This window comes from Marivita geojedonensis (genome assembly GCF_002115805.1).
In the GTDB taxonomy this organism is placed as follows: Bacteria; Pseudomonadota; Alphaproteobacteria; order Rhodobacterales; family Rhodobacteraceae; genus Marivita; species Marivita geojedonensis.
On the sequence record NZ_JFKC01000016.1, the window covers coordinates 26,175 to 48,814 of the forward strand.

The window sequence follows — 22,640 nt, forward strand, 5'->3', positions numbered from 1 at the left end:
CCGTCGATTGTCACCTGTCTTGGATTATGCCTGTCCCGGCCTCTTCACGAGTTGATCGGGCAAGGATCCGCTCCCATCATTTCTTGCGCACCAGCAAGCAGCCCCGGATGCGGTAGTAGTTGAAGTTCTCAAGCGAAACCGTTTCGTTCTTGGCTCCTACGCCTACTGGCTCGGGATCGTTATAGTAGACGGTGCCGCCGCCTTCGCCTTCCGAGCTGCATCCGGTGATGACGACAGCGTGTCCGTAACCTTTCCAGTTGCTGCCGGCGAAGATCGGTCCCCAATAGCTGAGGTTCTTGATCAGGGTTGTGGGCGTGAATTCGTGATTGGCGGACTCGAGTTTCTCAAGCCCCTCGTTGCGCGCGAACTCGGCCAGGTCTGCTTCGAATTCGATGACCCGATTTGCGGCATACATGTGCGGCAAACCAAACCTTGGCCCTGCTTCAAAGTAATAGGCCAGCATACACGCGCTTGCGTACCAGCAACTGAACCCCTGTACCTGCGGAACCAAGGGAACATCAATTTTCAATTCTGCCATAAGAATAACCAATCCAAAAAATACACGGGTGCGATCATGCTTCACGACCCGGGCCGATATCAAGACTGTTGCAACCGAGCATTCGGGTGAGCGCCCGGTCATCCAGCTTGCACATCCGCCCCCAAGCTGGCACTTGTTTCGCAGTATTTTCGGAGCGTCCCATGTCAAAGACCGTCTTTCTCATCAACGGCCCAAACCTGAACCTGCTGGGCAAGCGGGAACCGGCGATCTATGGCGCGGACACGCTTGACGACGTGACGGCACGCTGCGAGGCGTTGGCGAACCCGGTCGGGATCACGCTGCGGTCGATGCAGTCCAACCACGAAGGTCAGATCATCGACTGGATCCACGAGGCCCGCGATGCCGCGAAGGCGATCATCATCAACCCCGGTGCATTCACACATACCTCGGTGGCGATTTTCGACGCGCTGCAGGCTTTCGAGGGGTTTGTCTTCGAAGTCCACATCTCGAACGTGCACAAGCGCGAGGCGTTCCGGCACCATTCCTATGTCTCGGCACGTGCCGATGGTGTGCTCGCCGGATTCGGCGTAGAAGGCTATGAACTGGCGCTGCGCCGGGTGATCAGCGTTCTGGGCTAGAACGGCCCGTCTTCGAGCACGCCGTCAGCCGACATCTGGGCATAGAGGAGCCCCTCACGCAGACCACGGTCTGCCACAGAAAGCCTGTCGGTCGGCCAGCACCGCAAAAGCGCCTGCAGAATCGCTGCGCCAGACATGATCAGCGCCTGCCGGTCCTGCCCGATGCGTGGGTCTGAACGGCGGCCTTCCGGCCCAAGACGGAGATATCCGGAAATCACCTTTTCGATCTGGTCCGAGGTCATGCGCAGCCCGTCCACCTTGGTCCGGTCGTAGCGTTTCAGGCCAAGATGGCTGGCGGCAACGGTTGTCACGGTGCCGCTGGTGCCCACGATTTGGAACCCTTCTCGCGCCTGTTCATCCTTATAGGGCGCGAATTCCGCGAGGTTTTCCTCGAAATACCAACTCATCAGCGCATAGCGCGCAGAATCGCTTTCCACGTCCGAGAACTGATCGCGGAGGGTTGCGACACCCAAGGGTACGCTGATCCAGTCGACGACGCGTGCAGCGGGAAACGGGCTGTCCTTGGTGTGGAACCCGGCATGCAGCCGCATGATGGCGCGCGGGCGCTCAAAGGCGGGAACCTGACTCAGGTCGATCCAGACCAGTTCGGTCGAGCCACCGCCGATGTCCACGACCAGCAGTTGCTCGGTCTTGGTGCTCACCAGGGGCGCGCAGGAAATGACGGCCAGCCGTGCTTCTTCCTCTGGTTGGATGATCTCAAGAGTCAGACCGGTTTCCCGTTTCACCTGACGGATGAAATCGCGCGCGTTATGTGCGCGGCGGCATGCCTCGGTCGCAACAAGCCGCATACGGCGCACATCGTGGCGACGGATTTTCTGCTGACAGACGCGCAACGCCGAAATCGTCCGGTTCATGGACGCGCGGCTCAACCGACCGGATTTCTCGAGGCCCGCCCCAAGCTGGACGGATTTCGAGAAGCTGTCGACAACGTGGAATTGATTGCCCTTGGGCTGGGCAATCAACATCCGACAACTGTTTGTTCCCAGATCCAGCGCGGCATAAAGCTCTGATGGATCGGGCCGTGACGGCGCGGGGCTCTCTACCGGTTTCGGGAATGCGCCCGCACCTTTGGGACGCTTTGGCGCCATAACTTCGCGCCTTCCGAATATGTAAGTTACCCCAACCCTATGACGCCTTTAGCGTTACCGCAAGTTTCGTATGAGGGTGTCATGCGTTATGAAGCCGCCTCATCGAAAGCCTGAGAATTTTGACCCCTGCTGCGCATCGCCTTTCGTCCGCGCCTGCCCTATTGTGACGCCGGGTCGCAGACGGAAGCGGACAAGTCGAAATTCGCCCTTATGTCGGTTTCGGCCTCAATTACGAAGACGAAAGTTGGTCAAGGGAATCATGGCATGGCGGATGTCACAATTGTCTACTGGCGGGATATCCCGGCGCAGGTGATCGTGGGCAAGGGGCGGCGGGGTGCGAAAGCCCAGTTGCCCGAGCGTTTCGAGCAGGCCATCGACCGTGCGGCAATGAAAGTTGGCGCTGCCGACACCGACAGCTATCTTGCAGAGTGGCGCAAGGCAGAGCCCTATGTCATCGACGGAGATGCGCAGGAGGTCTGCGCTGCCGAAGCGGCCCGCATTGATGCGGAATACGACAAGGAGCGCCTCAAGGCGCTGATCGACAACGAAGGTTGGGCATAAGCCCCCATGACCCTGAGGGAGGCCATCATGGCACTGTTGAATTTTCGCAAGCGCGAGACCGTCGAAACCGGCAGCACACCGGAAATGGAAGCCTTCCTGAAAGGCTATTCCATCGAGGTGATGCCGCGCACTGCCGAAAAGGTTGAGGATTTCCGCACGCTTCTGGCCCCCGGGACACGCGTCTACATCGCACATATCGAAGGCACGCCGATCGAGGACATGGTGGCCACCGCAAAGCGCCTGGCGACAGAAGGCTATCCGGTGATGCCGCATTTCCCTGCACGCATCATCAAGGACGAGGCCACGCTGGCCGATTGGATCGCGCGCTATCAGGGCGAAGCAGGTGTCGATCAGGCGCTGCTGCTGGCTGGCGGCGTGGCCCAGCCCCATGGCGATTTCCATTGCTCGATGCAGCTGATGGAAACCGGTCTGTTCGACAAGGCTGGCTTCAAGAGACTGCACGTCGCCGGTCACCCGGAAGGCAACAAAGACATTGACCCCAACGGGGGTATGAAGAACGTCGAAGATGCGCTGCGCTGGAAACAGGCGTTCTCGGAACGGACCGATGCCAGGATGGCGCTGGCAACGCAGTTTGCGTTCGACGCCGATCCGATCATCAAATGGGTTGATCACCTGTCCGCCGAGGGCATCACCCTGCCCGTCCATATCGGTATCGCCGGTCCGGCGAAGCTGCAGACCCTGATCAAGTTCGCCATTGCCTGCGGTGTCGGCCCGTCGCTCAAGGTTCTGCAGAAGCGCGCGATGGACGTGTCCAAGCTGCTCCTGCCCTACGAGCCGACCGAGGTGCTGACAAAACTCGCCGCGCACAAAGCCAAGAACCCCGATTTCAACATCGAACAGGTTCACTTCTTCCCGCTGGGCGGGATCAAGACAAACGCCACCTGGGCGATAGACAACGGTGGCGCTTCGACGGCTCCGGCCGCAGCCTCCTGACGCCTGCGACATGCCAGCCCTGCTTTTTGATCTGGACGGCACCATGCTGCATTCGGACCCCATCCACGAGGCCGTCTTCACCGAACTGTGGACCGCGCGCGGCCTGCCCGTTCCGGACGGCTTCTACATGGAGCAGGTGCATGGCCGGCTGAACGTGGATGTGTTTGCCGATTACCTGCCGGATGAACCCGATCCGCAGGGGTTGAGCGAATGGAAAGAAGCGCAGTTCCGGGATCGTCTGCCGAAGCCGTATCCGGCCACACCGGGACTCGAGAGCTTTCTCGACCACGCGCAGGCGCAAGGCTGGCAGCTGGCCGTTGTGACCAACGCCATGCGTCTGAACGCCGAAGCGATGCTGGGTGCCATCGGGTTGCGCGAGCGGTTCGAAGTGATCGTGATCGGCGAGGAATGTGCCCACGGCAAGCCGCACCCGCTGCCCTACCTGACCGCGATGGATTTGCTGGGCGAGACGCCCGAGACCTGCATCGCGTTCGAAGACAGCCCCTCGGGCATGCGCGCCGCTGCCGCTTCCGGTGCCTACAGCATCGGTGTCCGCTCGGCGCTCAGCGACGAACAATTGCGTGCCGTGGGTGCGCAGATGACCATAGAAGATTTCACAGACCCCGCGCTGCCAGAGGTTCTGGCCCGCATTGAAGGAGTAGCCGCATGACCCGCACGATTGTCGAGTCGAAGACCAAAACCGCCATCATCGGGTTCGACCAGCCGTTCTGCGTGATCGGTGAGCGGATCAACCCCACGGGCCGTAAGATCCTGAACGAAGAACTCGAACGCGGCGATTTCAGCCGGGTCGAAGCCGACGCATTGGCGCAGGTCGCCGCTGGCGCAAACATCCTCGACATCAACTCCGGCGCCGTGTTCTCGAATAAGATGGCCGAAGACCCGCGCTATGCCGACAACAACTTTGTCGAGCCGACGCTGATGAAAGAACTGGTCGAACGCGTCCAGGCCGTCACCGATTGCCCGCTCTGCATCGACTCCTCTGTGCCCGGCGCGCTGGAAAACGGTCTTGCTGCTGCCGAAGGCCGTCCTCTCCTGAACTCGGTCACGGGTGAGGAAGAACGTCTGGAACTGGTGCTGCCGCTGGTCAAGAAATACAACGTGCCGGTTGTGGCGATCTCGAACGACGACACCGGGATCAGTGAAGACCCCGATGTGCGCTTTGCCGTGGCGAAAAAGATCGTCGAACGTGCTGCCGATTTCGGCATCCCGGCGCATGACATTGTTGTCGATCCGCTGGTCATGCCTATTGGCGCCATGGGTACCGCTGGCCTGCAGGTGTTCACCCTTGTCCGTCGTCTGCGCGAAGAGCTTGGCGTGAACACCACTTGCGGTGCATCGAACATCAGCTTCGGCCTGCCGAACCGTCACGGCATCAACAACGCCTTCCTGCCGATGGCCATGGGTGCGGGCATGACCTCAGCCATCATGAACCCGGTCGCCCTGCCCGTTGGTCCGACCAAGATCGCCGAAAAGCGCGCTGAAGTGGCCGCTGCGGGCATCATGCTCCCCGAAGACATGGACGACGAAACCTTCTGCACAATCTTCGGCCTCGGTTCGACCAAGCCGCGACCTGGCAAAGAGATGGAAGCAATCCGCGCCGCCAACTTCCTTACCAACAATGACGAAGGCGGTGGCGCCTGGATCGCGTTCAACCGTCAGCCGCCGAAAGCCGGTCAGGAAGGCCGTGGACGTGAGGGCCGTACCGGAGGCCGCCGCCGCCGGGCTTGAGGATTTGCGAAAAGAGCCGTGCCTGAATGGGCCCGGCTCTTTGATCCAAGTAATTTTGGACTGCTGAGAAGACAGGTATTGTCAAATCGGCGCGAGTTCCAATTCCCGGAATCTTAACATCCGCGATTCAGAATCTTCGTACGAAGATTCTTGGTCCCACCCATAAAATTCTGGAGCGTGAGCCGCCGAGCGCAGCGGCGAATTTAGCACCGCACAGGTCCTAGATTGCGACGCCGCGCCGGCCCGCCAAATCGGTGAAATACTGCCACGCGACCCGGCCCGACCGTGCGCCGCGTGTGGCCTGCCATTCAATCGCCTCGGCCCGCAGGGTGGCGTCGTCGATCTCGACTCCATAGGCATCGCAATAACCGCGGATCATCGCCAAATAGTCGTCCTGATTGCAGGGATGGAAGCCCAGCCACAGACCGAACCGGTCCGACAGAGACACCTTCTCCTCCACCGCTTCGGACGGATTGATCGCCGAGGACCGTTCGTTCTCGATCATGTCTCGCGGCATCAGGTGACGACGGTTCGACGTGGCGTAGAACACCACATTGTCCGGACGCCCCTCAACCCCGCCATCCAGAACGGCCTTCAGGGATTTGTAATGCTGATCGTCATGGCTGAAGCTCAGGTCATCGCAGAACAGCAGGAAGCGGTGATCGGCAACCCTGAGCAGGTTCAAGAGCCGCGCAACGCTCGGCAGATCCTCGCGCTGCAACTCGACCAGCTTCACTGGCAAACCTTCAGCCAGCACGGCAGCATGAACTGCCTTCACAAGGCTCGACTTGCCCATACCACGCGCGCCCCAAAGAAGCGCGTTGTTCGCGGGCAGACCCTTTGCAAACTGCCGCGTATTGGCCAAGAGCGTATCGCGGCTGCGGTCCACCCCCACCAGCAGGTCCACAGGAACGCGGCTGACTTTGGGCACAGGTTGCAGGTGATCGGGGTCAACGTGCCAGACAAAGGCATCCACCACGTCATAATCCGGGGCTGGCTGCGGCGCCGGAGCAAGGCGCTCCAGCGCAGCGGCGATCCGCTCCATCGGGTCGGTCACTTCTTTGCGTCCTCGTCGAATTCACGCATCAGCGGGTCGTCATCCATGCCCTCGGCCGGATCGTCCTCGAACCAGAGGCCTTGCGCCTTCAGCTCTTTCTCGCGCTTCTTCTCAACGCGACGGACGAGCAGGATCGACACTTCGTACAGCCCGTAGACGACCGTAAACAGGATCAACTGCGTCACCACATCCGGCGGAGTTACCAATGCCGCAAGAACCAGAATTCCGACCATCGCGTATTTTCGCACGCTGCCCAGACCATCGGCCGAAACCAGCCCCGCCTTACCCATCAGCGTCAGCAGAACCGGCAACTGGAAGCACAGACCAAAGGCCATGATGAACACGAGCGAGGTCTGAAGGCTCTCGTTCACCTTACCGAAAAAGGTGATCTTCAAGCCTTCATTGGTCGCGGGCACGACTGCGGTCGGGTCCACGTCAACAGAGTCGGACAGCAAATTGGCAAAGAGCGACGGCGCATCGGTGAAACCAAGAAAGAACGCCATCGCAAGCGGCGTCACCACAAAATGCGCAAAGGCCGCGCCCGCCATGAACATCACCGGCGAGGCAATAATAAACGGCAGGAAGGCCGATTTTTCGGATTTATAAAGCCCGGGCGCGATGAACCGCCACATCTGATGCGCGATCACCGGGAAGGCCAGAGCAAAGCCGAACACCAGACCGATGCGGAACAGCACAAACAGGTATTCCTGCGGGCTCGTGTATTGAAGCGTCGGTGCCGGGTCCCCCAGAGCGCGCAGCGTCTCCTCGATCGGAACCAACAGGAAACGCAGAACATGCTCGGCCAGGAAATCGCCCTGGATTGGAACGAAGAGCACACAGATGCCGATGAACAGCGCAATCACCGACCGGATCAGTCGGGTGCGCAGCTCGGCCAGATGCTCGATCAACGGCGCGCTGCTGTCCTCGATCTCGTCGTCGCGGGCACTCATGTCAGGCGTCCTTCTCCGGGCTGGAGTCGGCTTTCAGCGCCGCTTCCATCTCCTCGGCCTTTTTCAGTGCCTCGTCGGCCTCGCGTTTCTTGCGGTCGGCAGCGGCGCGGGCGGCACTGGCTTCGATCTTTTTCTTGGCGGCCTCACGCTCGGCCGACAGCTTTCCCGTGTTGCTCTCGGGGTCGATACTGGTCATCGACTTTGCCGCATCCTTGACGCCATCCATGGCGCTGCCAACCGGATTGGTGGCTGCTTTGAACGTTTTCTGGACGTCCTTGATCCCGGATTCATCAGCAGCCTCATTCATCGCGCGGCTGAAGTCGCGCGCCATGCCACGGGCTTTGCCCATGAAGTTGCCCACCTTCCGGAAGAGCACCGGCAAATCCTTGGGGCCGACGACGATCAACGCCACAACCCCGATCACCAACAGCTCGGCAAAGCCAAGATCGAACATAATCGTTTAGACCTTGTCCTTGTCTTTCTCGTCCTCGGGCGTCACGTCCTTGGCAGCTTCAGCTTTCTGATCCTCAAGCTCCTGCTTGCCCTCGTCCACGCCCTTCTTGAACGCGGTGATGCCTTTGCCAACTTCGCCCATCAGCGACGAGATCTTGCCACGGCCAAACAGCACCAGCACCACGACGGCGATGAGCAGAAGGCCCGGCAGACCGATATTTCCGATACCCATGAAGTCTCTCCTTACCGGCAGGCAGGTGCCTGCGTTGAATTCCACTGCGGTTATGTAATGGCTCGCGCGGCGCTGCGAAAGCACGAAAACACGCCAATTCGGGCCGTTTTTGTCAAGAGCTTGTCAGTTGACAGGTTTTTGTCAGTATTCACGCAGCGCAGCACGGAGAATCACATGAAACGCAGCGACCGACTCTATGCCCTGATGCAGCGTCTGAAGGACGGTCGCCTGCACACGGCCGAGGCGATGGCACAGGACCTGGGCGTCTCCGTGCGCACGATCTACCGGGACATGGACACACTGGCCGCATCCGGTGTGCCGGTCGAGGGCGCGCGCGGGTCAGGCTATACCGCACAGGCGATGATCACCCTGCCGCCGCTTAACCTGACCCAATCCGAACTGGAGGCGCTGCATGTCGGACTGGCGGCGGTCGGCGCGTCCGAGACCGAAGATCTGGCGGGAGCCGCCCGCGCACTGGCCGACAAGATCGATGCGGTGCTGCCCGAAGACGCGGGAACCCCTGTCGGCAAGTTCGGATTTGCCACCTACCCCTTTGCCGAAGCCGCGCAGGGCTTTCGCCACATGCCGGCATTTCGCAAGGCGATCCGCGCCCGCCAGAAACTACGTCTGCGGCTCGATGGTGACGACCAGACCCACACGGTGCGCCCGTTGCATCTGGATTACTGGGGCCGCATCTGGACCTGCGTGGTCTGGGATGAAACCGATGAATCCTTCGCCACCTTCCGGATGGACCGGGTGACGGACCTCACACCTTTGCCCGGTCTCTTTGTCGACGAGGTCGGAAAAACACTGAAGGATTTTCATGCCTTGCAGTCCTGAGCCGGGAATGATGCACTCCACATAACTGCGCGGCAGAACGCGCATGGGAGGACATCATGGGTTTGCGGTTCTTTTCCGATAGAAATCGGCCGGTGCACCTTGGCCCGTTCCCGCTTGAGCGTGCATCCCGCGGGCCAATGCCGGACCCCGCCACGATCCCGCGCCATCCCGGTCTCAGCTTTCACCGACCCGAAAACCCGACCTCCATCGTCAACGCGATGGGCGAATACCAAGCGATGATGGACGCAATCCGCGACGGGTTTGTTAACAAAGCCCGCTCAATCTGCCCGGACGATGCAACAGAGCGCGCTAACCACCTGAAAGCGTTCGGATATTTCTCGGACGCCACGATGGTCGGCATCGGCCCTTTTCTGCCAGAGGCACGACTCCCGGAACCGCGCCTCAACCCGGATATCGACCGACTGGCCAATGACCTGAAGACCCGGCAGACCAAAACGCTGGCGTCCGGCATCGACATGATCATGGCCGATCTGAAGGAATCGATGGAAGCACCGCCCAGCACCATCGACAGGCACCACACCGCGCTGGTGTTTCTGTATGAAATCCCCCGTGACCCAAAGCCCGGTGAAACCGGGACCGAATGGATCACAGATGCGCAAGCCCACCGCGCCTGCCTGCGCACAACCGAAACCGCCGTTGTGATTGCGAATTACATCCGACTGCTCGGCTGGGACGCCAAAGCGCACACGGCGACAAGCACCGACGTGGACCTGAACATCTGTACGGTGGCAGCCGGGCTGGCGTACGGGTCATCGGGACAGTTGGTCAATCCGTGGCTGGGTGACCGGTTCGGCGTAGCCGTTGTCACCACGAATTTCGAACTGGCCCATGACGCGCCGCTGGCCGACGCGCAACCGAAATCCCTGACCCATGGCCTCGCGTGGAAACTCGGCACCGCCTCGGCCCGCTCCGGCCTCAATACGAACCCATTTGAGAGGCGCCGCTATGTCGACGGCCCGCACCCGTTCGAGACGCTCAAACGGGTCGATACACCCACCACCTATATCGACGAAGCCAACGTGCCCCGCGTGCCAAGGCGTACCGACATGTTCGCCCGTGCGCAGTTTGGCGATATGGGAAAAAAAGTGCAGGATTGTGCGAAGGGTGGCTACTACGCCCGCAAGGCGGCACCCTCTTCGGCGCAAAGGCGGATGCTTGGAGCCTTTGTATTATTGCAAGACGGACCACCCGAAAACGGCCCGCGCCCTGCAAATCTGCAAAGTAATGCCGACGCGATCAAAGCCACGGCCTATTGGCTGGGCGTCGATGCATTGGGTATCAGCCGCTGCCCGGACTGGACGTGGTACAGCCACGACGCGCGGGGGGAGCCGATCGACCCGCCGCATGATCAGGCGATCAGCATCATCATCGACCAGGGCTACGAAACCATGGACGGCGCCTCGGGCGACGACTGGATCAGCGTCGCGCAATCCATGCGCGCCTATCTGCGGTTCTCGCTGTTGGGCGGGGTTCTTGCCAAGCAGATCCGCAATCTGGGCTATTCAGCCAAGGCGCATACGGTGCTAGACGGCGAAGTTCTGCAACCGCCGCTTCTCCTGCTGTCCGGTCTGGGCGAGGTCAGCCGCATTGGTGAGGTGATCCTCAACCCGTTCCTGGGACCGCGCCTCAAATCCGGCGTCGTCACAACGGATATGCCGCTGTCGCATGACAAACCCATCGACTTCGGCCTGCAAACCTTTTGCGAAAGCTGCAACAAATGCGCGCGCGAATGCCCCTCTGGCGCAATCACCGCCGGGCCGAAGCTGATGTTCAACGGCTACGAAATCTGGAAATCCGACAGCCAGAAATGCGCCACCTACCGGATCACCAGCGAAGGCGGTGCAATGTGCGGGCGCTGCATGAAGACCTGTCCGTGGAACCTCGAAGGGCTGTTTGGCGAAAAGCCGTTCCGCTGGGCAGCGATGAACCTGCCACAAACCGCACCGCTACTGGCCAAGCTGGATGATGCGGCCGGGCGTGGGGGACTGAACCCGGTGAAAAAATGGTGGTGGGATCTGGAGTTGCAGGACAACGGCAGCTACACGCCCACAAAACACCCGGTCAATACGCGCGACCTGCAGAAAGACCTCGACCTGAAATACGAGGACCAGACGCTGGCCGTCTACCCGGCGCCACTGGCCCCGCATCCCTACCCCTATCCGGACCCGATGGACCGCGAAGCCGGGATCGAGGCCTATACGAAGATGGTCAGCGCGGACGAGCATAAAGCGCGGCTGGCCAAGGGCGACACAACGCATCTGCACCGACCCAAGGACGCCACGGAAAGCCCGGTGGTCCCGGTGGTGGTGAGCAAGGTTGAGAAGATGTCGCCAACGGTGACGAAATACGAGTTTCGCCATGTCGACGGGCAGGATTTGCCGGAATGGAGCGCGGGCGCGCATCTCGATCTGGTGGTCGCTCCGGAGTTTCTGCGGCAATACTCCATGTCCGGCGATCCGGCGGATCGATCCGTCTACCAGATTGGTGTTCTACGCGAGGATCAGGGGCGCGGAGGATCGGCGCTCTTACATCGCATCTTTGCAGAAGGGCGGCGGGTGTTTGTGTCGAAGCCCATCAACCATTTCCCGTTGGTCGAGGATGCGACGTTCACGTGGCTCATGGGCGGTGGCATTGGTGTCACGCCGATGATCGCCATGGCGCACCGGTTGCACGCGCTGGGGCGTCCGTTCGCGCTGCATTATTCGCTGAAAACCCGCGCCGAGGCGGGGTATTTGGACGATCTGACCAACGTACCCTGGGCCGACAAAGTGCATGTCCATGTCAGCGACGAAGGCACGCGCGCCGATCTGGATGCGCTGATCCCGAACTATGCGGACGGTCAGCACATCTACACCTGCGGGCCTGATCTTTACATGAACGCCGTCATGGAAACCTCTGAACGGAAAGGATTTCCGGACGAGGCACGACATCTGGAATACTTCGCCGTGCCGGAACTTCCAGAGTATGAGAACCACCCGTTTACGCTCAAACTCAGCGATGGGCGGAGCTTCCATGTGCCGGCCGATCAGACGGCAACGGATGTTTTGAACGCCAATGGTGTCGCGGTGGACGTGAAATGTTCGGACGGGATCTGCGGGGTGTGCAAGGCGCGGGTGCTGAGCGGTGCCGTGGAACACCGCGATTTCGTGCTGTCCAAAGCCCAGCGGCAGGACACGATCATCCTGTGCCAGTCGCGCGCGGCCGAGCCGGATGGCGAGATCACGATCGAATTGTAAGGGATTGGAAATCTTTGCAAGATTTCGATTGAGCGATCCTGGTGCCGTTGGTTCCGTGACCGACTACCGGCTACCGCCGCCGAGGCACAGGAACAAAAAAAGGGGGCCGCAGAGGCCCCCTTTGAGTTTCGCTCGTCAAGCTCCCAATTTGTACACCGCTCGGAATAATCTTGCCTGCGGCCTGACGCGCGTCAGAGGCGGGCGCACCCGCCTCGTGACTGGTTACGGCTCAGCTGCAGCCCGATGTTGCACCGCAGGTGTTGCACTTCATGCAGGTGCCGTTGCGCACCAGCGTGTAGTTGCCGCAATCGCCGCAGGCTTCGCCTTCGTAGCCCTGCATTTTGGCCCGTGTCACCGCCGTCATTGCGGTTGTCGACGTGCTGGTGGTCTGGGTCGCAACCGCCAACCCGGCGGTTTCCGGCACAAGCGTGTTGAGCGCGGTCACCGGGTCGCCGCCGCCAAAGGCCACGGCTCCGGCCTGTCCGCCCTGCAGCACGATCAGTTCCTGCGGAAGTCGCTTGCGCAGGTATCCGGTCGAGGAAATCTGCTTGAGCACTTCAAGCGATTTCGATGCCGCCGTATCAGAGAGTTCCTTGACGTTGGACACGCCCTCTTCTTCGCCCCGGCCCAGATCGTCGAAGGTGGCGCCTTCTGGCTTCACATGTGCCAGATCGGTGCGGTCGAGATAGGACACGGCCAGTTCGCGGAAGATGTAGTCGAGGATCGAGGTCGCGTTCTTGATGCTGTCATTGCCCTGCACCATGCCCGCCGGTTCGAACTTGGTGAAGGTGAAGGCATCGACGAACTCTTCCAGCGGCACACCGTACTGAAGACCAACCGACACCGCGATGGCGAAGTTGTTCATCATGGCGCGGAAGCCCGCCCCTTCCTTGTGCATGTCGATGAAGATCTCGCCTAGGGACCCGTCTTCGTATTCGCCGGTGCGCAGGTAGACCTTGTGACCGCCAACAACCGCTTTCTGGGTGTAGCCCTTGCGGCGCTCCGGCATTTTTTCACGGTGCGACTTCTGGATTTCCTTGATGACCACCTTCTCGACGATCTTTTCGGCCAGAACCTGCGCCTTTTCCGGGATCGATCCGGATTCGAGCGTTTCCGCCGCGTCCGCATCGTCCTCGACCAGCGCCGCCGCCAGCGGCTGGGACAGCTTCGATCCATCGCGGTAGAGCGCGTTGGCTTTGGTGCCCAGCGACCAGCTCAGCTCATAGGCTTTCTGGCAGTCCTCGATGGTGGCGTCATTCGGCATGTTGATCGTCTTGGAGATCGCGCCCGAGATGAAGCTCTGTGCCGCCGCCATCATGGTGATGTGGCTGTCCACCGACAGGAAGCGCTTACCCTTCTTGCCGCAGGGGTTGGCGCAGTCGAAGACCGGCAGGTGTTCTTCCTTCAGGTGCGGCGCACCTTCCAGTGTCATCGTTCCGCAGACATGGTCGTTGGCGGCGTCGATTTCCGACTTGGTGTAACCAAGGTGGCGCAGCAGATCGAAGGTCGGGTCGTTCAGCTTGTCGGCCGGGATGCCCAGCACTTCGCGGCAGAACTCCTCACCCAGCGTCCACTGGTTGAATACGAAGCGGATGTCGAAGGCCGAGGCCAGCGCCTTGTCCACCTTTTCCAGCTGTGCGGGACCAAAGCCGTGACCGGCAAGAGAGGTGTGGTTGATGCCCGGCGCATTGCCGATGGTGCCGTGGCCCACCGCGTAGGACACGATCTCTTCGATCTGCGCAGAGCCGTAGCCCAACTTTTCGAGAGCCGCCGGAACCGACTGGTTGATGATCTTGAAGTAACCGCCACCGGCGAGCTTTTTGAACTTCACGAGGGCGAAGTCCGGCTCGATACCTGTGGTGTCGCAATCCATGACCAGACCGATTGTGCCGGTGGGCGCGATCACTGTGGCTTGCGCGTTGCGGTAGCCGTGCTTTTCGCCAAGGCGCAGCGCCTCGTCCCAGCTTGCCATCGCCAGATCGACCAGACGGCTGTCCGGGCAGTTGGCATGATCCAGAGCGACCGGCTTGACCGACAGACCATCATAGCCTTCGGTTGCGCCATAGGCCGCGTTGCGGTGGTTGCGGATGACTCGCAGCATGTGGTCGGCATTCTTCTTGTAGCCCGGGAACGGGCCCAACTCGCCAGCGATTTCGGCGGATGTGGCGTAGGACACGCCGGTCATGATCGCCGTCAGCGCACCGCAGAGTGCCCGGCCTTCATCCGAGTCATAGCTGTAGCCGAGGTTCATCAGCAGGCCGCCGATATTGGCATAGCCCAGACCCAGCGTACGGAAGTCATAGGACCGCTGCGCGATTTCGCGGGACGGGAACTGCGCCATCATCACCGAGATTTCGAGTGTCAGCGTCCAGAGGCGCACGGCGTGCATGTAGTCTTCGGACTGGAACTCACCGTCCTTCAGGAAGGTCAGCAGGTTCATCGACGCGAGGTTGCACGCGGTGTCGTCGAGGAACATGTATTCCGAACACGGGTTGGAGCCGCGGATTTCGCCGTCTGCCGGGCATGTGTGCCATTCGTTGACGGTGTCGTGGAACTGGATGCCCGGATCGGCACAGGCCCAGGCCGCATGGCCCACGTCTTCCCACAGGTCGCGCGCCTTGATCGTCTTGGCGACGCTGCCATCGGTGCGACGGATCAGTTCCCAATCGGCGTCATCCTTGACCGCCTTGAGGAAGGCATTGGTGACGCGGATGGAGTTGTTCGAGTTCTGGCCCGACACGGATGCGTAGGCCTCGGAGTCCCAATCGGTGTCATAGGTCGGGAATTCAATCGATGCGTAGCCCTGCCGTGCGTAATCCAGCACGCGCTTGATGTAGGTCTCGGGGATCATCACGCCTTTGGCTGCGCGAATTGCATCCTTCAAGGCATTGTTTTTCTTGGGATCGTAGGCGTCGTCCTCAAGACCGTCCCAGCTTCCGATTGCCTTGAAGATGCCGTTGAGCATCTTCTCGTGCATCTTGGAGCCGGCCACGATGCTGGCGACCTTCTGCTCTTCCTTGACCTTCCAGTTGATGAATTCCTCGATGTCCGGGTGGTCGGCATCGCAGATCACCATCTTCGCGGCGCGACGTGTGGTGCCGCCCGACTTGATCGCGCCAGCGGCGCGGTCACCGATCTTGAGGAAGCCCATGAGGCCCGACGACTTGCCACCACCTGAAAGCGGCTCGTCTGCTGCGCGCAGCGAGCTGAAGTTGGTGCCGGTGCCCGAGCCATATTTGAACAGGCGCGCTTCGCGGACCCAAAGGTCCATGATGCCGCCATCACCCACCAGATCGTCCGCTACGGACTGGATGAAGCACGCGTGGGGCTGCGGGTGCTCGTAAGCTGAGGAGGACTTGGTCAGTTCACCTGTCTTGTAGTCGACATAGAAGTGACCCTGGCTCGGACCGTCGATGCCGTAGGCCCAGTGCAGACCGGTGTTGAACCACTGAGGGCTGTTCGGCGCGGCCTTCTGCGTGGCCAGCATGAAGCGCATCTCGTCGTAATAGGCCTGCGCGTCTTCTTCGGTTGTGAAGTAGCCACCTTTCCAGCCCCAATAGGTCCAGGCGCCCGCAAGGCGATCGAAGACCTGCTTGGAGGATGTTTCGCCGGTGCGTGGTGTGTCGTCGCTGACCGGTGCGCCGCGCCACAGGAAGCTGGGCACGTCCTTTTCCTTGACCTTCTTCAGCTCGACCGGAACGCCTGCTTTCCGGAAGTATTTCTGAGCGATGACATCGCTTGCCACCTGGCTCCAGCTTGCCGGAACCTCGACGTTATCAAGTTTGAATACAACGGTCCCATCCGGGTTCCGAATTTCAGAGGTGGTCGAGACGAACTCGATCCCCGCATATGCGTCCTGCCCAGCTTTGGTAAATTTTCTTTCGATTTTCATCGCACCGGTCTCGTTTTTTGTGTCTACCCCAATGGCCCCCTGTCAGGGCCGCGACTGGCACGAGTTTTCCGGTCCCGCGCGCGGCAGCGCGCGCAGGAATTGCGCCTCAAAGCATGACTTCCGGTGTTCCCGTCCCTGTTGTCAGTCGTAACACTACATGTTGTGGTTGCCCCAACCGACCCGCACAAACTGGCGGATTTATCGCGGAGTCGTCAACACGTTTTTTGCCGATTTTGTCATAGATTTTGGGTTGACCGGCATCGCTGACACAAGTGGTGGTGATTCAAGTGTGGATGACCCGTGTATAGGTCTGTGGATAAGTGCAGCTTTGAAAAGCTTAACGCTGACAGAAAGTTATCCACAGGTTTTCAGGCCACACGTAAAGCCCCAATTCGCTCTTCACCGCGCCACGTGATCGGCCGGTGCGAATCCGATGAACGCTGCACTCTGTGGCACAGATCACACGCGCAATGTCTGTGCGGGCCATTCACCCAAACAACTGGGAGAACAGTGAATTCCCGGTCCGGCAGATTTCTTGAGAAATGGTCGGGACGGCAAGATTCGAACTTGCGACCTACGGTACCCAAAACCGTCGCGCTACCAGGCTGCGCTACGCCCCGACTGAGGCGTCGTTTAGCGGTCGCGGTCCGGATTGAAAAGCGCTTTTTGTCAGACAGACCTAATTCACACAGGCCCAACTGGCGACATCCTGCGGGATCGACGGATGGCGCATCTCGGATCCGGCATCGATGCCAAGGCGGTCGGCCATGCCGCCGTTGATTTCCAGAACGAACTGAATATCCGAGCCACCGGGGATTCCTGTCAGGTCCCCCGGAATCGCGTTTTCATGCACATGCTGCACCACGCCTTCCCCGTCCGCAAAAATCATGTCGAGGGGAATCAGCGTATTCTTCATCCAGAAGGACACGGGCTGCTCGCGTTCATAGACAAACAGCATACCCGCCATTGTCGGCATGTCTTCGACGAACATCAGGCCGCGGCTGCGGAGCTCCGGCGTGTCGGCAATCTCAACCGAGAAACGCGCGCTGCCCCAATCGCCCCTGAGAAACACGGCGTCGTCCCTGCAAGCCTCGTCTGCAGCTGCCGCCGAAGCGACCGCTGCCCACAAAAAGCTTAGGACAACCCACTTTCCCATGCATGCACCTCGACCGCCATGCGCCCGCGGGTGCTCTCGATCGAGCGGAGCGCCAGCGCTTCTCCGGGAAACAAATCGGAAAGACCTGAGCGGCGCAAGACCTCGACATGGATAAACACGTCTTCCGGACGGCCAAACACATTGGCAAAGCCGAACCCTTTAGCTTTGTCGAACCATTTGACCCGTGCAGGTTCCAGGGGCGCTGCGGCGATCTCATCCTGCGACACACCACTGAAATCTTCCAGCGGCGGCACGTCCGAAAGATCCGGCGGCGTGATCTCCAGAACCTCGACGGCCTGCAGCCCCCGACTGGTGCTTTGAACCACAACCTTGATCCGTGCGCCGTCCGCGACCGAGCCCTGCCCGTAGTTCCGTAGCACATTGGCATGAAGCAGGATGTCCGGTCCGCCGGCATCGGCTACCAGAAAGCCGAACCCCTTTGACGGATCAAACCACTTCACATGCCCTGAGACGAGCGCATCAGGTTTCTGCGACTGTTCCACGTTATCTTCCAACATCAAATTCCCGCCTCTGACTTTGGCGTCCAAAACGGCGTTTGCAAGGTCAAAGCATATGAAAAACAAGACGAAATTGCACCCCACAATTCACGTAACGTGAGTGTCAGGGATTCAATCTGTTGATATTCCATACTTTTTTGCTACCATCCCGTGACCACTTGAAGCGATCATGTAACCTAAAGGCCCCATCCGCCCAGAACTCGATCTCGGTCGGATGGATCCGGAATCCGCCCCAGAATGGCGGTCTTGGCGGATGCGTTCCCAGCTTTGCCGTCAGTTTGGCGACTTCTGCCATCAGTTCGGTACGCGAGCCGAGCGGTTTCGACTGCTTCGACGCCCACGCGCCCAGTCGGCTCTTGAGCGACCGGGATTCGTAGTAGGCATCGGCTTTCTCACCGTCCTCGCGGGTGACCGTCCCGCGCACGCGGATCTGACGGCGGAGCGACTTCCAGTGCATCACGAAGGCCGCTTTGCCTGCCGACTGGATTTCCTGGCCCTTCTGGCTGTCATAGTTGGTGTAAAAGACAAAGGCGTCATCCTCGATCTCTTTCAGCAGCACCATGCGCACATTGGGCATGCCATCGCTGTCCACTGTCGACAGTGCGATGGCGTTCGGGTCGTTGATCTCGGCCCCTTCCGCGTCTTTCAGCCATGTCCGGGCAATCTCGAATGGATTGTCGCCCGCGAAAATTCCAGTGCGATCGCTCATTGAAGTCTCCTGCGAAGCACCCGCCGTGCCAATTATTATAGGGAATGTCCACCGTAACGTCGTGTCATTATTCGAACGAAGTCATTCGCCGATGATTGCCAGCCTTGCCGGGCCTGCGTCCATCGCCTAAACGAAGTGGACAGCGATCAAGAAGGGGCTCGGTACCATGCAAAGCGAAATTATGGCCGGAAAGCGCGGGCTTATCATGGGCCTCGCCAATGACAAATCCATTGCATGGGGCATTGCCCGGGCCCTGAGTGAGGCCGGAGCAGAGCTGGCATTTTCCTATCAGGGCGATGCATTGAAAAAACGCGTCGATCCGCTGGCCGCGCAGCTTGGTTCGGACATTGTCCTGCCCTGCGACGTCAGTGACGAGGCCTCCATTGATTCTCTCTTCGACGGATTGAAGCAGCGTTGGGACAGCCTGGATTTCGTCGTCCACGCCATCGGCTTCTCCGACAAGAACGAATTGCGGGGCCGGTATGTCGATACGAGCCGTGACAATTTTCTCATGACCATGGACATCTCGGTCTATTCCTTTACCTCCGTGATGCAACGAGCCGAAAAGATGATGAACAATGGCGGATCGGCCCTGACGATGACCTATTACGGCGCAGAGCGGATCATGCCCCATTACAACGTGATGGGTGTCGCCAAGGCGGCACTGGAATCGTCGGTGCGTTACCTCGCAGAGGACCTCGGCAAAGACGGCATCCGCGTCAATGCGATCTCTGCCGGTCCGATCAAGACACTTGCGGCCTCGGGGATCGGTGACTTCCGCTACATCATGAAGTGGAACGAATACAATTCTCCGCTGCGCCGCAATGTGACCATCGACGATGTGGGCAAATCCGCGCTCTACCTGCTGTCGGATCTCGGCTCCGGCGTGACCGGCGAAACGCATCATGTCGATGCAGGTTACCATGTGGTCGGCATGAAGGCCGTCGATGCCCCGGACATGAGCAAGGAATAACGCCGGATGACGACGGCACAGCTCATCGCGTTCAACCTGACGCTGCTGGCCGCAATGGCAGCGCCCGGCCCGGCGCTGCTTTATGCGCTGCGCCAGTCGGTGGCGGGCGGGTTCGCAGCGGGCGTTGCCACCGGCGCAGGGCTGGGCCTCATGGCCGCGCTTTGGACAGGTGCAGCACTGTTGGGTCTCAACGCCGTTTTCGCGCTTGTGCCCTGGGCCTATCTGGCGCTCAAGACAGCCGGCGGGCTGTACCTCTTCTGGATTGCGGTCCAGCTCTGGCGCAGCGCCCGCGCGCCGGTGTCCGACAGCGCCCACCCCGGTGCGCGCGCATTTCTGGGCGGCGTGCTGGTCAACCTCGCAAATCCGAAATCCGTGCTCTTTGCCGGGGCGGTTCTTGTCGTGATCTTTCCGCCGGACCTGAGCCCCGGGGCAAAGGCGCTGATCGTTGCAAATCACTTCGTTGTGGAACTTGTCGTCTACACAGTGTTTGCCGCATGCCTGTCCAGCGCCCCTGCCCGCAACGGCTATCTGCGATTGAAACCGATCATCGACCGGACTGCGGCGGTAATCCTCGGCGCACTCGGGCTGCGCCTTCTCTTCGGACGCTGACCCGTGAGCGCAGCAGCCATCCTTAGCATCGCCCTGATCCACCTCGCCGCCGCGATGAGTCCCGGACCGTCTTTCGTTGTCGCCGCCCGAACCGCCGTGTCCGAAGGGTTTGGAACCGCCACAGCTCTTGCCTTCAGCTTCGGTCTTGGCGCCGCGCTCTGGGCAGCGGCAGCCATGGCGGGATTGGCGCTGGTTTTCGAACTCATGCCGCAGCTCTTCACAGCGCTGAAAGTGATCGGCGGCGCCTTCCTGATCTTCATCGCGATCCAGATGTGGCGCCATGCCCGAGAACCTCTGCCGGAAGCCGCAGACCTGCATCCACGCAGCGCAGGATCCGCAGTCTGGTTCGGCTTCGTGACATTCGCCGCAAACCCCAAGACGGCGGTGTTTTTCGGCGCCGTGTTTGTCGGTCTTGTTCCGTCGGAAACACCGCTGGCCATCCGTGCGCTGCTGCTGGCGATCATCTTCACAAATGAAACGCTGTGGTACATTCTTGTTGCCCGGTTCTTTTCCCTGCCCCACGCGCGAACGCTCTACACCCGCCTGAAAACAGCGATCGACCGGATGTTCGGCGGGCTGATTGCCCTGTTCGGCCTGCGTATCGCGATGTTCTGACCCGTCCGAAGGAGACCCGCCATGACCGACCGTCTGCCCCACGAAAAAGGATTCCACGTCAGCTGGGACCAACTGCACCGCGATGCCCGCGCTCTGGCGTGGCGGCTTCAGGGCGAAGGCCCGGACGAGGGCGGCTGGCGTGCAGTTGTCGCCATCACCCGTGGCGGCATGGCTCCGGCAATGATCGTCGCCCGCGAACTCGACATCCGCATGGTCGATACGATCAGCGTCAAAAGCTACAACCATCAGACCCAGTCCGAACCCAAGGTGATCAAATCGCCCGACATGGATGTTGTCGGGGACGGCACCGGCGTTCTGATCATCGATGATCTGGTGGATACGGGCAAAACCCTTGAAGTGGTGCGCAAGCACATGCCCAAAGCGCATATCGCCACCGTCTACGCCAAACCGATGGGCCGTCCGCAGGTGAACACCTTCATCACCGAGGTGAGCCAGGACACCTGGATCTTCTTCCCCTGGGACATGGCGCTGCAATACGTGGAACCCTATCGCGGAAAGGACTGACCCGGCTTCTTTGGGCTCCAAGTACCTCGGGGGAGTCCGCCACTGGCGGACGGGGGCAGCGCCCCCAAACCATGACGAAAAAGCGCGCCGCAGGCGCACACTGTGGAAAGACCCGCATGACCTCACGCACCCAGACCACATTTGCCCCTCCGGTGATGGAGGCCCGCCGCTGGCTCGAAGGTGTCAGCTTCCCGGACAACCAGCCCCTCATCAATGTGAGCCAGGCCGCGCCGGTCGACCCGCCGCCGGCGCCCTTGCGCGCCGCCATGGCCGAAGCGCTGGAGCTGCCGGAAACCCATCTCTATGGCCCTGTCCTCGGCCTGCCGGCACTGAGACAGGAACTGGCGTCCCAATGGTCAGAGCATTACCAAGGCACCTTAACACCGGATCAGGTAGCAATAACCTCCGGGTGCAATCAGGCATTTGCCGCCACAATTGCCGCACTGTGCACGGAAGGGGATGAAGTTATCCTGCCAACCCCCTGGTATTTCAACCATAAAATGTGGCTCGACATGTCGGGGGTCGTGGCAGTTCCCCTGCCCACCGGTGCCGATCTGATCCCAGACGCCGCCGCGGCCCGTTCGCTCATCACACCCAAAACCCGCGCCATTGCGCTTGTCACTCCGAACAATCCCGGCGGCGTCGAATATCCCGACGAGACGCTGGCGGATTTCTTTGAACTTGCCCGCGACACAGGCATCAAACTGATCGTGGACGAGACCTATCGTGACTTCGACAGCCGCCCGAACCCGCCGCATCCGCTTCTGGCCGATCCCAACTGGGACGACACGCTGATCCAGCTCTACTCCTTCTCCAAGGCCTACCGTCTGACGGGCCACCGTGTCGGCGCGGTTATTGGGCATCCGAACCTGCTTGCCGAGATCGAGAAGTTCCTCGACACCGTTGCCATCTGCCCGTCGCAATTGGGCCAGCGCGCCGCGCTTTGGGGGTTGCAGAACCTGGGCGACTGGCTCGCCGGGGAACGCGAAGAGATCCTCGACAGGCGCGCTGCGATCCACGATCATATGCCGCTGATCGAAGCCAAAGGCTGGCGGCTGATGGGGTGCGGTGCGTATTTTGCCTATCTTCAACACCCGTTCGCAGACTCGAGCGCCACGCTCGCGCCGAAACTGGTTCAGGAAATCGGTGTTCTCGCCCTGCCAGGAACCATGTTCATGCCGGCCACCGACCCCTCCGGCGCCCGCCAGTTCCGCGTCGCTTTCGCCAATGTCGACCGCGCCGGGATCGAGGCGCTTTTCACCCGTCTCGCCAGCCTCGACTGGCCCCTTGCGACCCCCGGCCCCGCCGCGTAGACACGTCGCACGAAATCACTCGCAAGCAGGG

Annotated in this window: 22 protein-coding genes and 1 tRNA gene; 12 read left to right on the forward strand and 11 right to left on the reverse strand. The window is 60.6% G+C overall.

Annotated features, from left to right (window positions below; genetic code table 11):
* Window positions 1–76 precede the first annotated feature (76 nt).
* Window positions 77–583, reverse strand: coding sequence for a papain-like cysteine protease family protein (locus MGEO_RS14510; protein WP_158091025.1), 507 nt, complete (start codon window positions 581–583; stop codon window positions 77–79).
* A gap of 116 nt (window positions 584–699) precedes the next feature.
* On the opposite strand from MGEO_RS14510, the gene aroQ reads away from it, so the two are divergent.
* Window positions 700–1,137 carry a type II 3-dehydroquinate dehydratase gene (aroQ, locus tag MGEO_RS14515; protein WP_085639243.1) on the forward strand — a complete coding sequence of 146 codons (438 nt, stop codon included), beginning with the start codon at window positions 700–702 and terminating at the stop codon, window positions 1,135–1,137.
* On the opposite strand, the gene MGEO_RS14520 is transcribed toward aroQ, so the two are convergent.
* Window positions 1,134–2,246, reverse strand: a complete 1,113-nt coding sequence (locus tag MGEO_RS14520) for a Ppx/GppA phosphatase family protein (RefSeq protein WP_085639246.1) — start codon at window positions 2,244–2,246, stop codon at window positions 1,134–1,136. The genes aroQ and MGEO_RS14520 overlap by 4 nt on opposite strands.
* Before the next feature lie 264 nt (window positions 2,247–2,510).
* Between MGEO_RS14520 and MGEO_RS14525 the strand changes: the two genes are divergently transcribed.
* The 4 genes from MGEO_RS14525 to MGEO_RS14540 are packed head-to-tail and all read left to right on the forward strand — an operon-like array spanning window position 2,511 to window position 5,510.
* Window positions 2,511–2,807 (forward strand): virulence factor, encoded by a 297-nt coding sequence (locus tag MGEO_RS14525; protein WP_085639249.1) that lies wholly within the window; start codon window positions 2,511–2,513, stop codon window positions 2,805–2,807.
* Window positions 2,808–2,834: 27 nt separating this feature from the next.
* Window positions 2,835–3,761, forward strand: a complete 927-nt coding sequence (locus tag MGEO_RS14530) for a methylenetetrahydrofolate reductase (RefSeq protein ID WP_085639252.1) — start codon at window positions 2,835–2,837, stop codon at window positions 3,759–3,761.
* Window positions 3,762–3,771: 10 nt separating this feature from the next.
* Complete coding sequence (locus tag MGEO_RS14535) at window positions 3,772–4,431, forward strand: HAD family hydrolase (RefSeq protein ID WP_085639255.1); 660 nt, start codon at window positions 3,772–3,774, stop codon at window positions 4,429–4,431.
* Entirely contained in the window at window positions 4,428–5,510 is a 1,083-nt protein-coding gene (locus MGEO_RS14540; protein WP_085639258.1) for a methyltetrahydrofolate cobalamin methyltransferase, read from the forward strand. The genes MGEO_RS14535 and MGEO_RS14540 overlap by 4 nt, the downstream gene beginning before the upstream one ends.
* 220 nt (window positions 5,511–5,730) lie before the next feature.
* Here the strand turns inward: MGEO_RS14540 and MGEO_RS14545 are convergent, their stop codons facing one another.
* Genes MGEO_RS14545 through MGEO_RS14560 form a run of 4 tightly spaced genes read right to left on the reverse strand, consistent with a single transcriptional unit; the run spans window position 5,731 to window position 8,202 of the window.
* A complete protein-coding gene (locus MGEO_RS14545) occupies window positions 5,731–6,555 on the reverse strand; it encodes an ATP-binding protein (protein WP_408607523.1) in 825 nt (274 codons plus the stop codon).
* Between the two features lie 8 nt (window positions 6,556–6,563).
* Entirely contained in the window at window positions 6,564–7,517 is a 954-nt protein-coding gene (gene tatC, locus MGEO_RS14550; protein ID WP_085639264.1) for a twin-arginine translocase subunit TatC, read from the reverse strand.
* A gap of 1 nt (window position 7,518) precedes the next feature.
* Window positions 7,519–7,971: a Sec-independent protein translocase protein TatB gene (gene tatB / locus MGEO_RS14555; protein WP_085639266.1), complete on the reverse strand. Its 453-nt coding sequence runs from the start codon at window positions 7,969–7,971 to the stop codon at window positions 7,519–7,521.
* Window positions 7,972–7,977: 6 nt separating this feature from the next.
* Window positions 7,978–8,202, reverse strand: a complete 225-nt coding sequence (locus MGEO_RS14560; protein ID WP_085639269.1) for a twin-arginine translocase TatA/TatE family subunit — start codon at window positions 8,200–8,202, stop codon at window positions 7,978–7,980.
* A gap of 174 nt (window positions 8,203–8,376) precedes the next feature.
* Between MGEO_RS14560 and MGEO_RS14565 the strand changes: the two genes are divergently transcribed.
* Both MGEO_RS14565 and MGEO_RS14570 read left to right on the forward strand, forming a co-directional pair.
* Window positions 8,377–9,042: a helix-turn-helix transcriptional regulator gene (locus MGEO_RS14565; RefSeq protein WP_085639272.1), complete on the forward strand. Its 666-nt coding sequence runs from the start codon at window positions 8,377–8,379 to the stop codon at window positions 9,040–9,042.
* Window positions 9,043–9,098: 56 nt separating this feature from the next.
* Window positions 9,099–12,299, forward strand: coding sequence for a 2Fe-2S iron-sulfur cluster-binding protein (locus MGEO_RS14570; protein WP_085639275.1), 3,201 nt, complete (start codon window positions 9,099–9,101; stop codon window positions 12,297–12,299).
* Between the two features lie 229 nt (window positions 12,300–12,528).
* Here the strand turns inward: MGEO_RS14570 and MGEO_RS14575 are convergent, their stop codons facing one another.
* The 5 genes from MGEO_RS14575 to pdxH form a co-directional block, all read right to left on the reverse strand.
* Window positions 12,529–16,191: a vitamin B12-dependent ribonucleotide reductase gene (locus MGEO_RS14575; RefSeq protein ID WP_085639278.1), complete on the reverse strand. Its 3,663-nt coding sequence runs from the start codon at window positions 16,189–16,191 to the stop codon at window positions 12,529–12,531.
* Between the two features lie 543 nt (window positions 16,192–16,734).
* Window positions 16,735–16,811, reverse strand: a tRNA-Pro gene (locus tag MGEO_RS14580).
* 59 nt (window positions 16,812–16,870) lie between these two features.
* On the reverse strand, window positions 16,871–17,263 hold the full coding sequence (locus tag MGEO_RS14585) for a DUF192 domain-containing protein (protein WP_408607522.1): 393 nt from the start codon (window positions 17,261–17,263) through the stop codon (window positions 16,871–16,873).
* A 62-nt stretch (window positions 17,264–17,325) separates the two neighbouring features.
* Window positions 17,326–17,865 (reverse strand): cold-shock protein, encoded by a 540-nt coding sequence (locus MGEO_RS14590; RefSeq protein WP_085639285.1) that lies wholly within the window; start codon window positions 17,863–17,865, stop codon window positions 17,326–17,328.
* A gap of 103 nt (window positions 17,866–17,968) precedes the next feature.
* Window positions 17,969–18,574, reverse strand: coding sequence for a pyridoxamine 5'-phosphate oxidase (pdxH, locus tag MGEO_RS14595; protein ID WP_085639288.1), 606 nt, complete (start codon window positions 18,572–18,574; stop codon window positions 17,969–17,971).
* A 166-nt stretch (window positions 18,575–18,740) separates the two neighbouring features.
* Here pdxH and fabI point away from each other — a divergent pair, with 166 nt between their 5' ends.
* The 5 genes from fabI to MGEO_RS14620 all read left to right on the forward strand — a co-directional run bounded on the left by fabI (window position 18,741) and on the right by MGEO_RS14620 (window position 22,609).
* A complete protein-coding gene (gene fabI / locus MGEO_RS14600; protein WP_085639291.1) occupies window positions 18,741–19,547 on the forward strand; it encodes an enoyl-ACP reductase FabI in 807 nt (268 codons plus the stop codon).
* 6 nt (window positions 19,548–19,553) lie between these two features.
* Window positions 19,554–20,156: a LysE family translocator gene (locus MGEO_RS14605; protein ID WP_085639294.1), complete on the forward strand. Its 603-nt coding sequence runs from the start codon at window positions 19,554–19,556 to the stop codon at window positions 20,154–20,156.
* A gap of 3 nt (window positions 20,157–20,159) precedes the next feature.
* Entirely contained in the window at window positions 20,160–20,771 is a 612-nt protein-coding gene (locus MGEO_RS14610) for a LysE family translocator (protein ID WP_085639297.1), read from the forward strand.
* A gap of 21 nt (window positions 20,772–20,792) precedes the next feature.
* The gene (gpt, locus tag MGEO_RS14615; protein WP_085639300.1) at window positions 20,793–21,296 is read left to right on the forward strand and encodes a xanthine phosphoribosyltransferase; all 504 of its coding nucleotides are present in this window, start codon (window positions 20,793–20,795) and stop codon (window positions 21,294–21,296) included.
* A 116-nt stretch (window positions 21,297–21,412) separates the two neighbouring features.
* Window positions 21,413–22,609 carry an aminotransferase gene (locus MGEO_RS14620; RefSeq protein ID WP_085639303.1) on the forward strand — a complete coding sequence of 399 codons (1,197 nt, stop codon included), beginning with the start codon at window positions 21,413–21,415 and terminating at the stop codon, window positions 22,607–22,609.
* Window positions 22,610–22,640: the final 31 nt, after the last annotated feature.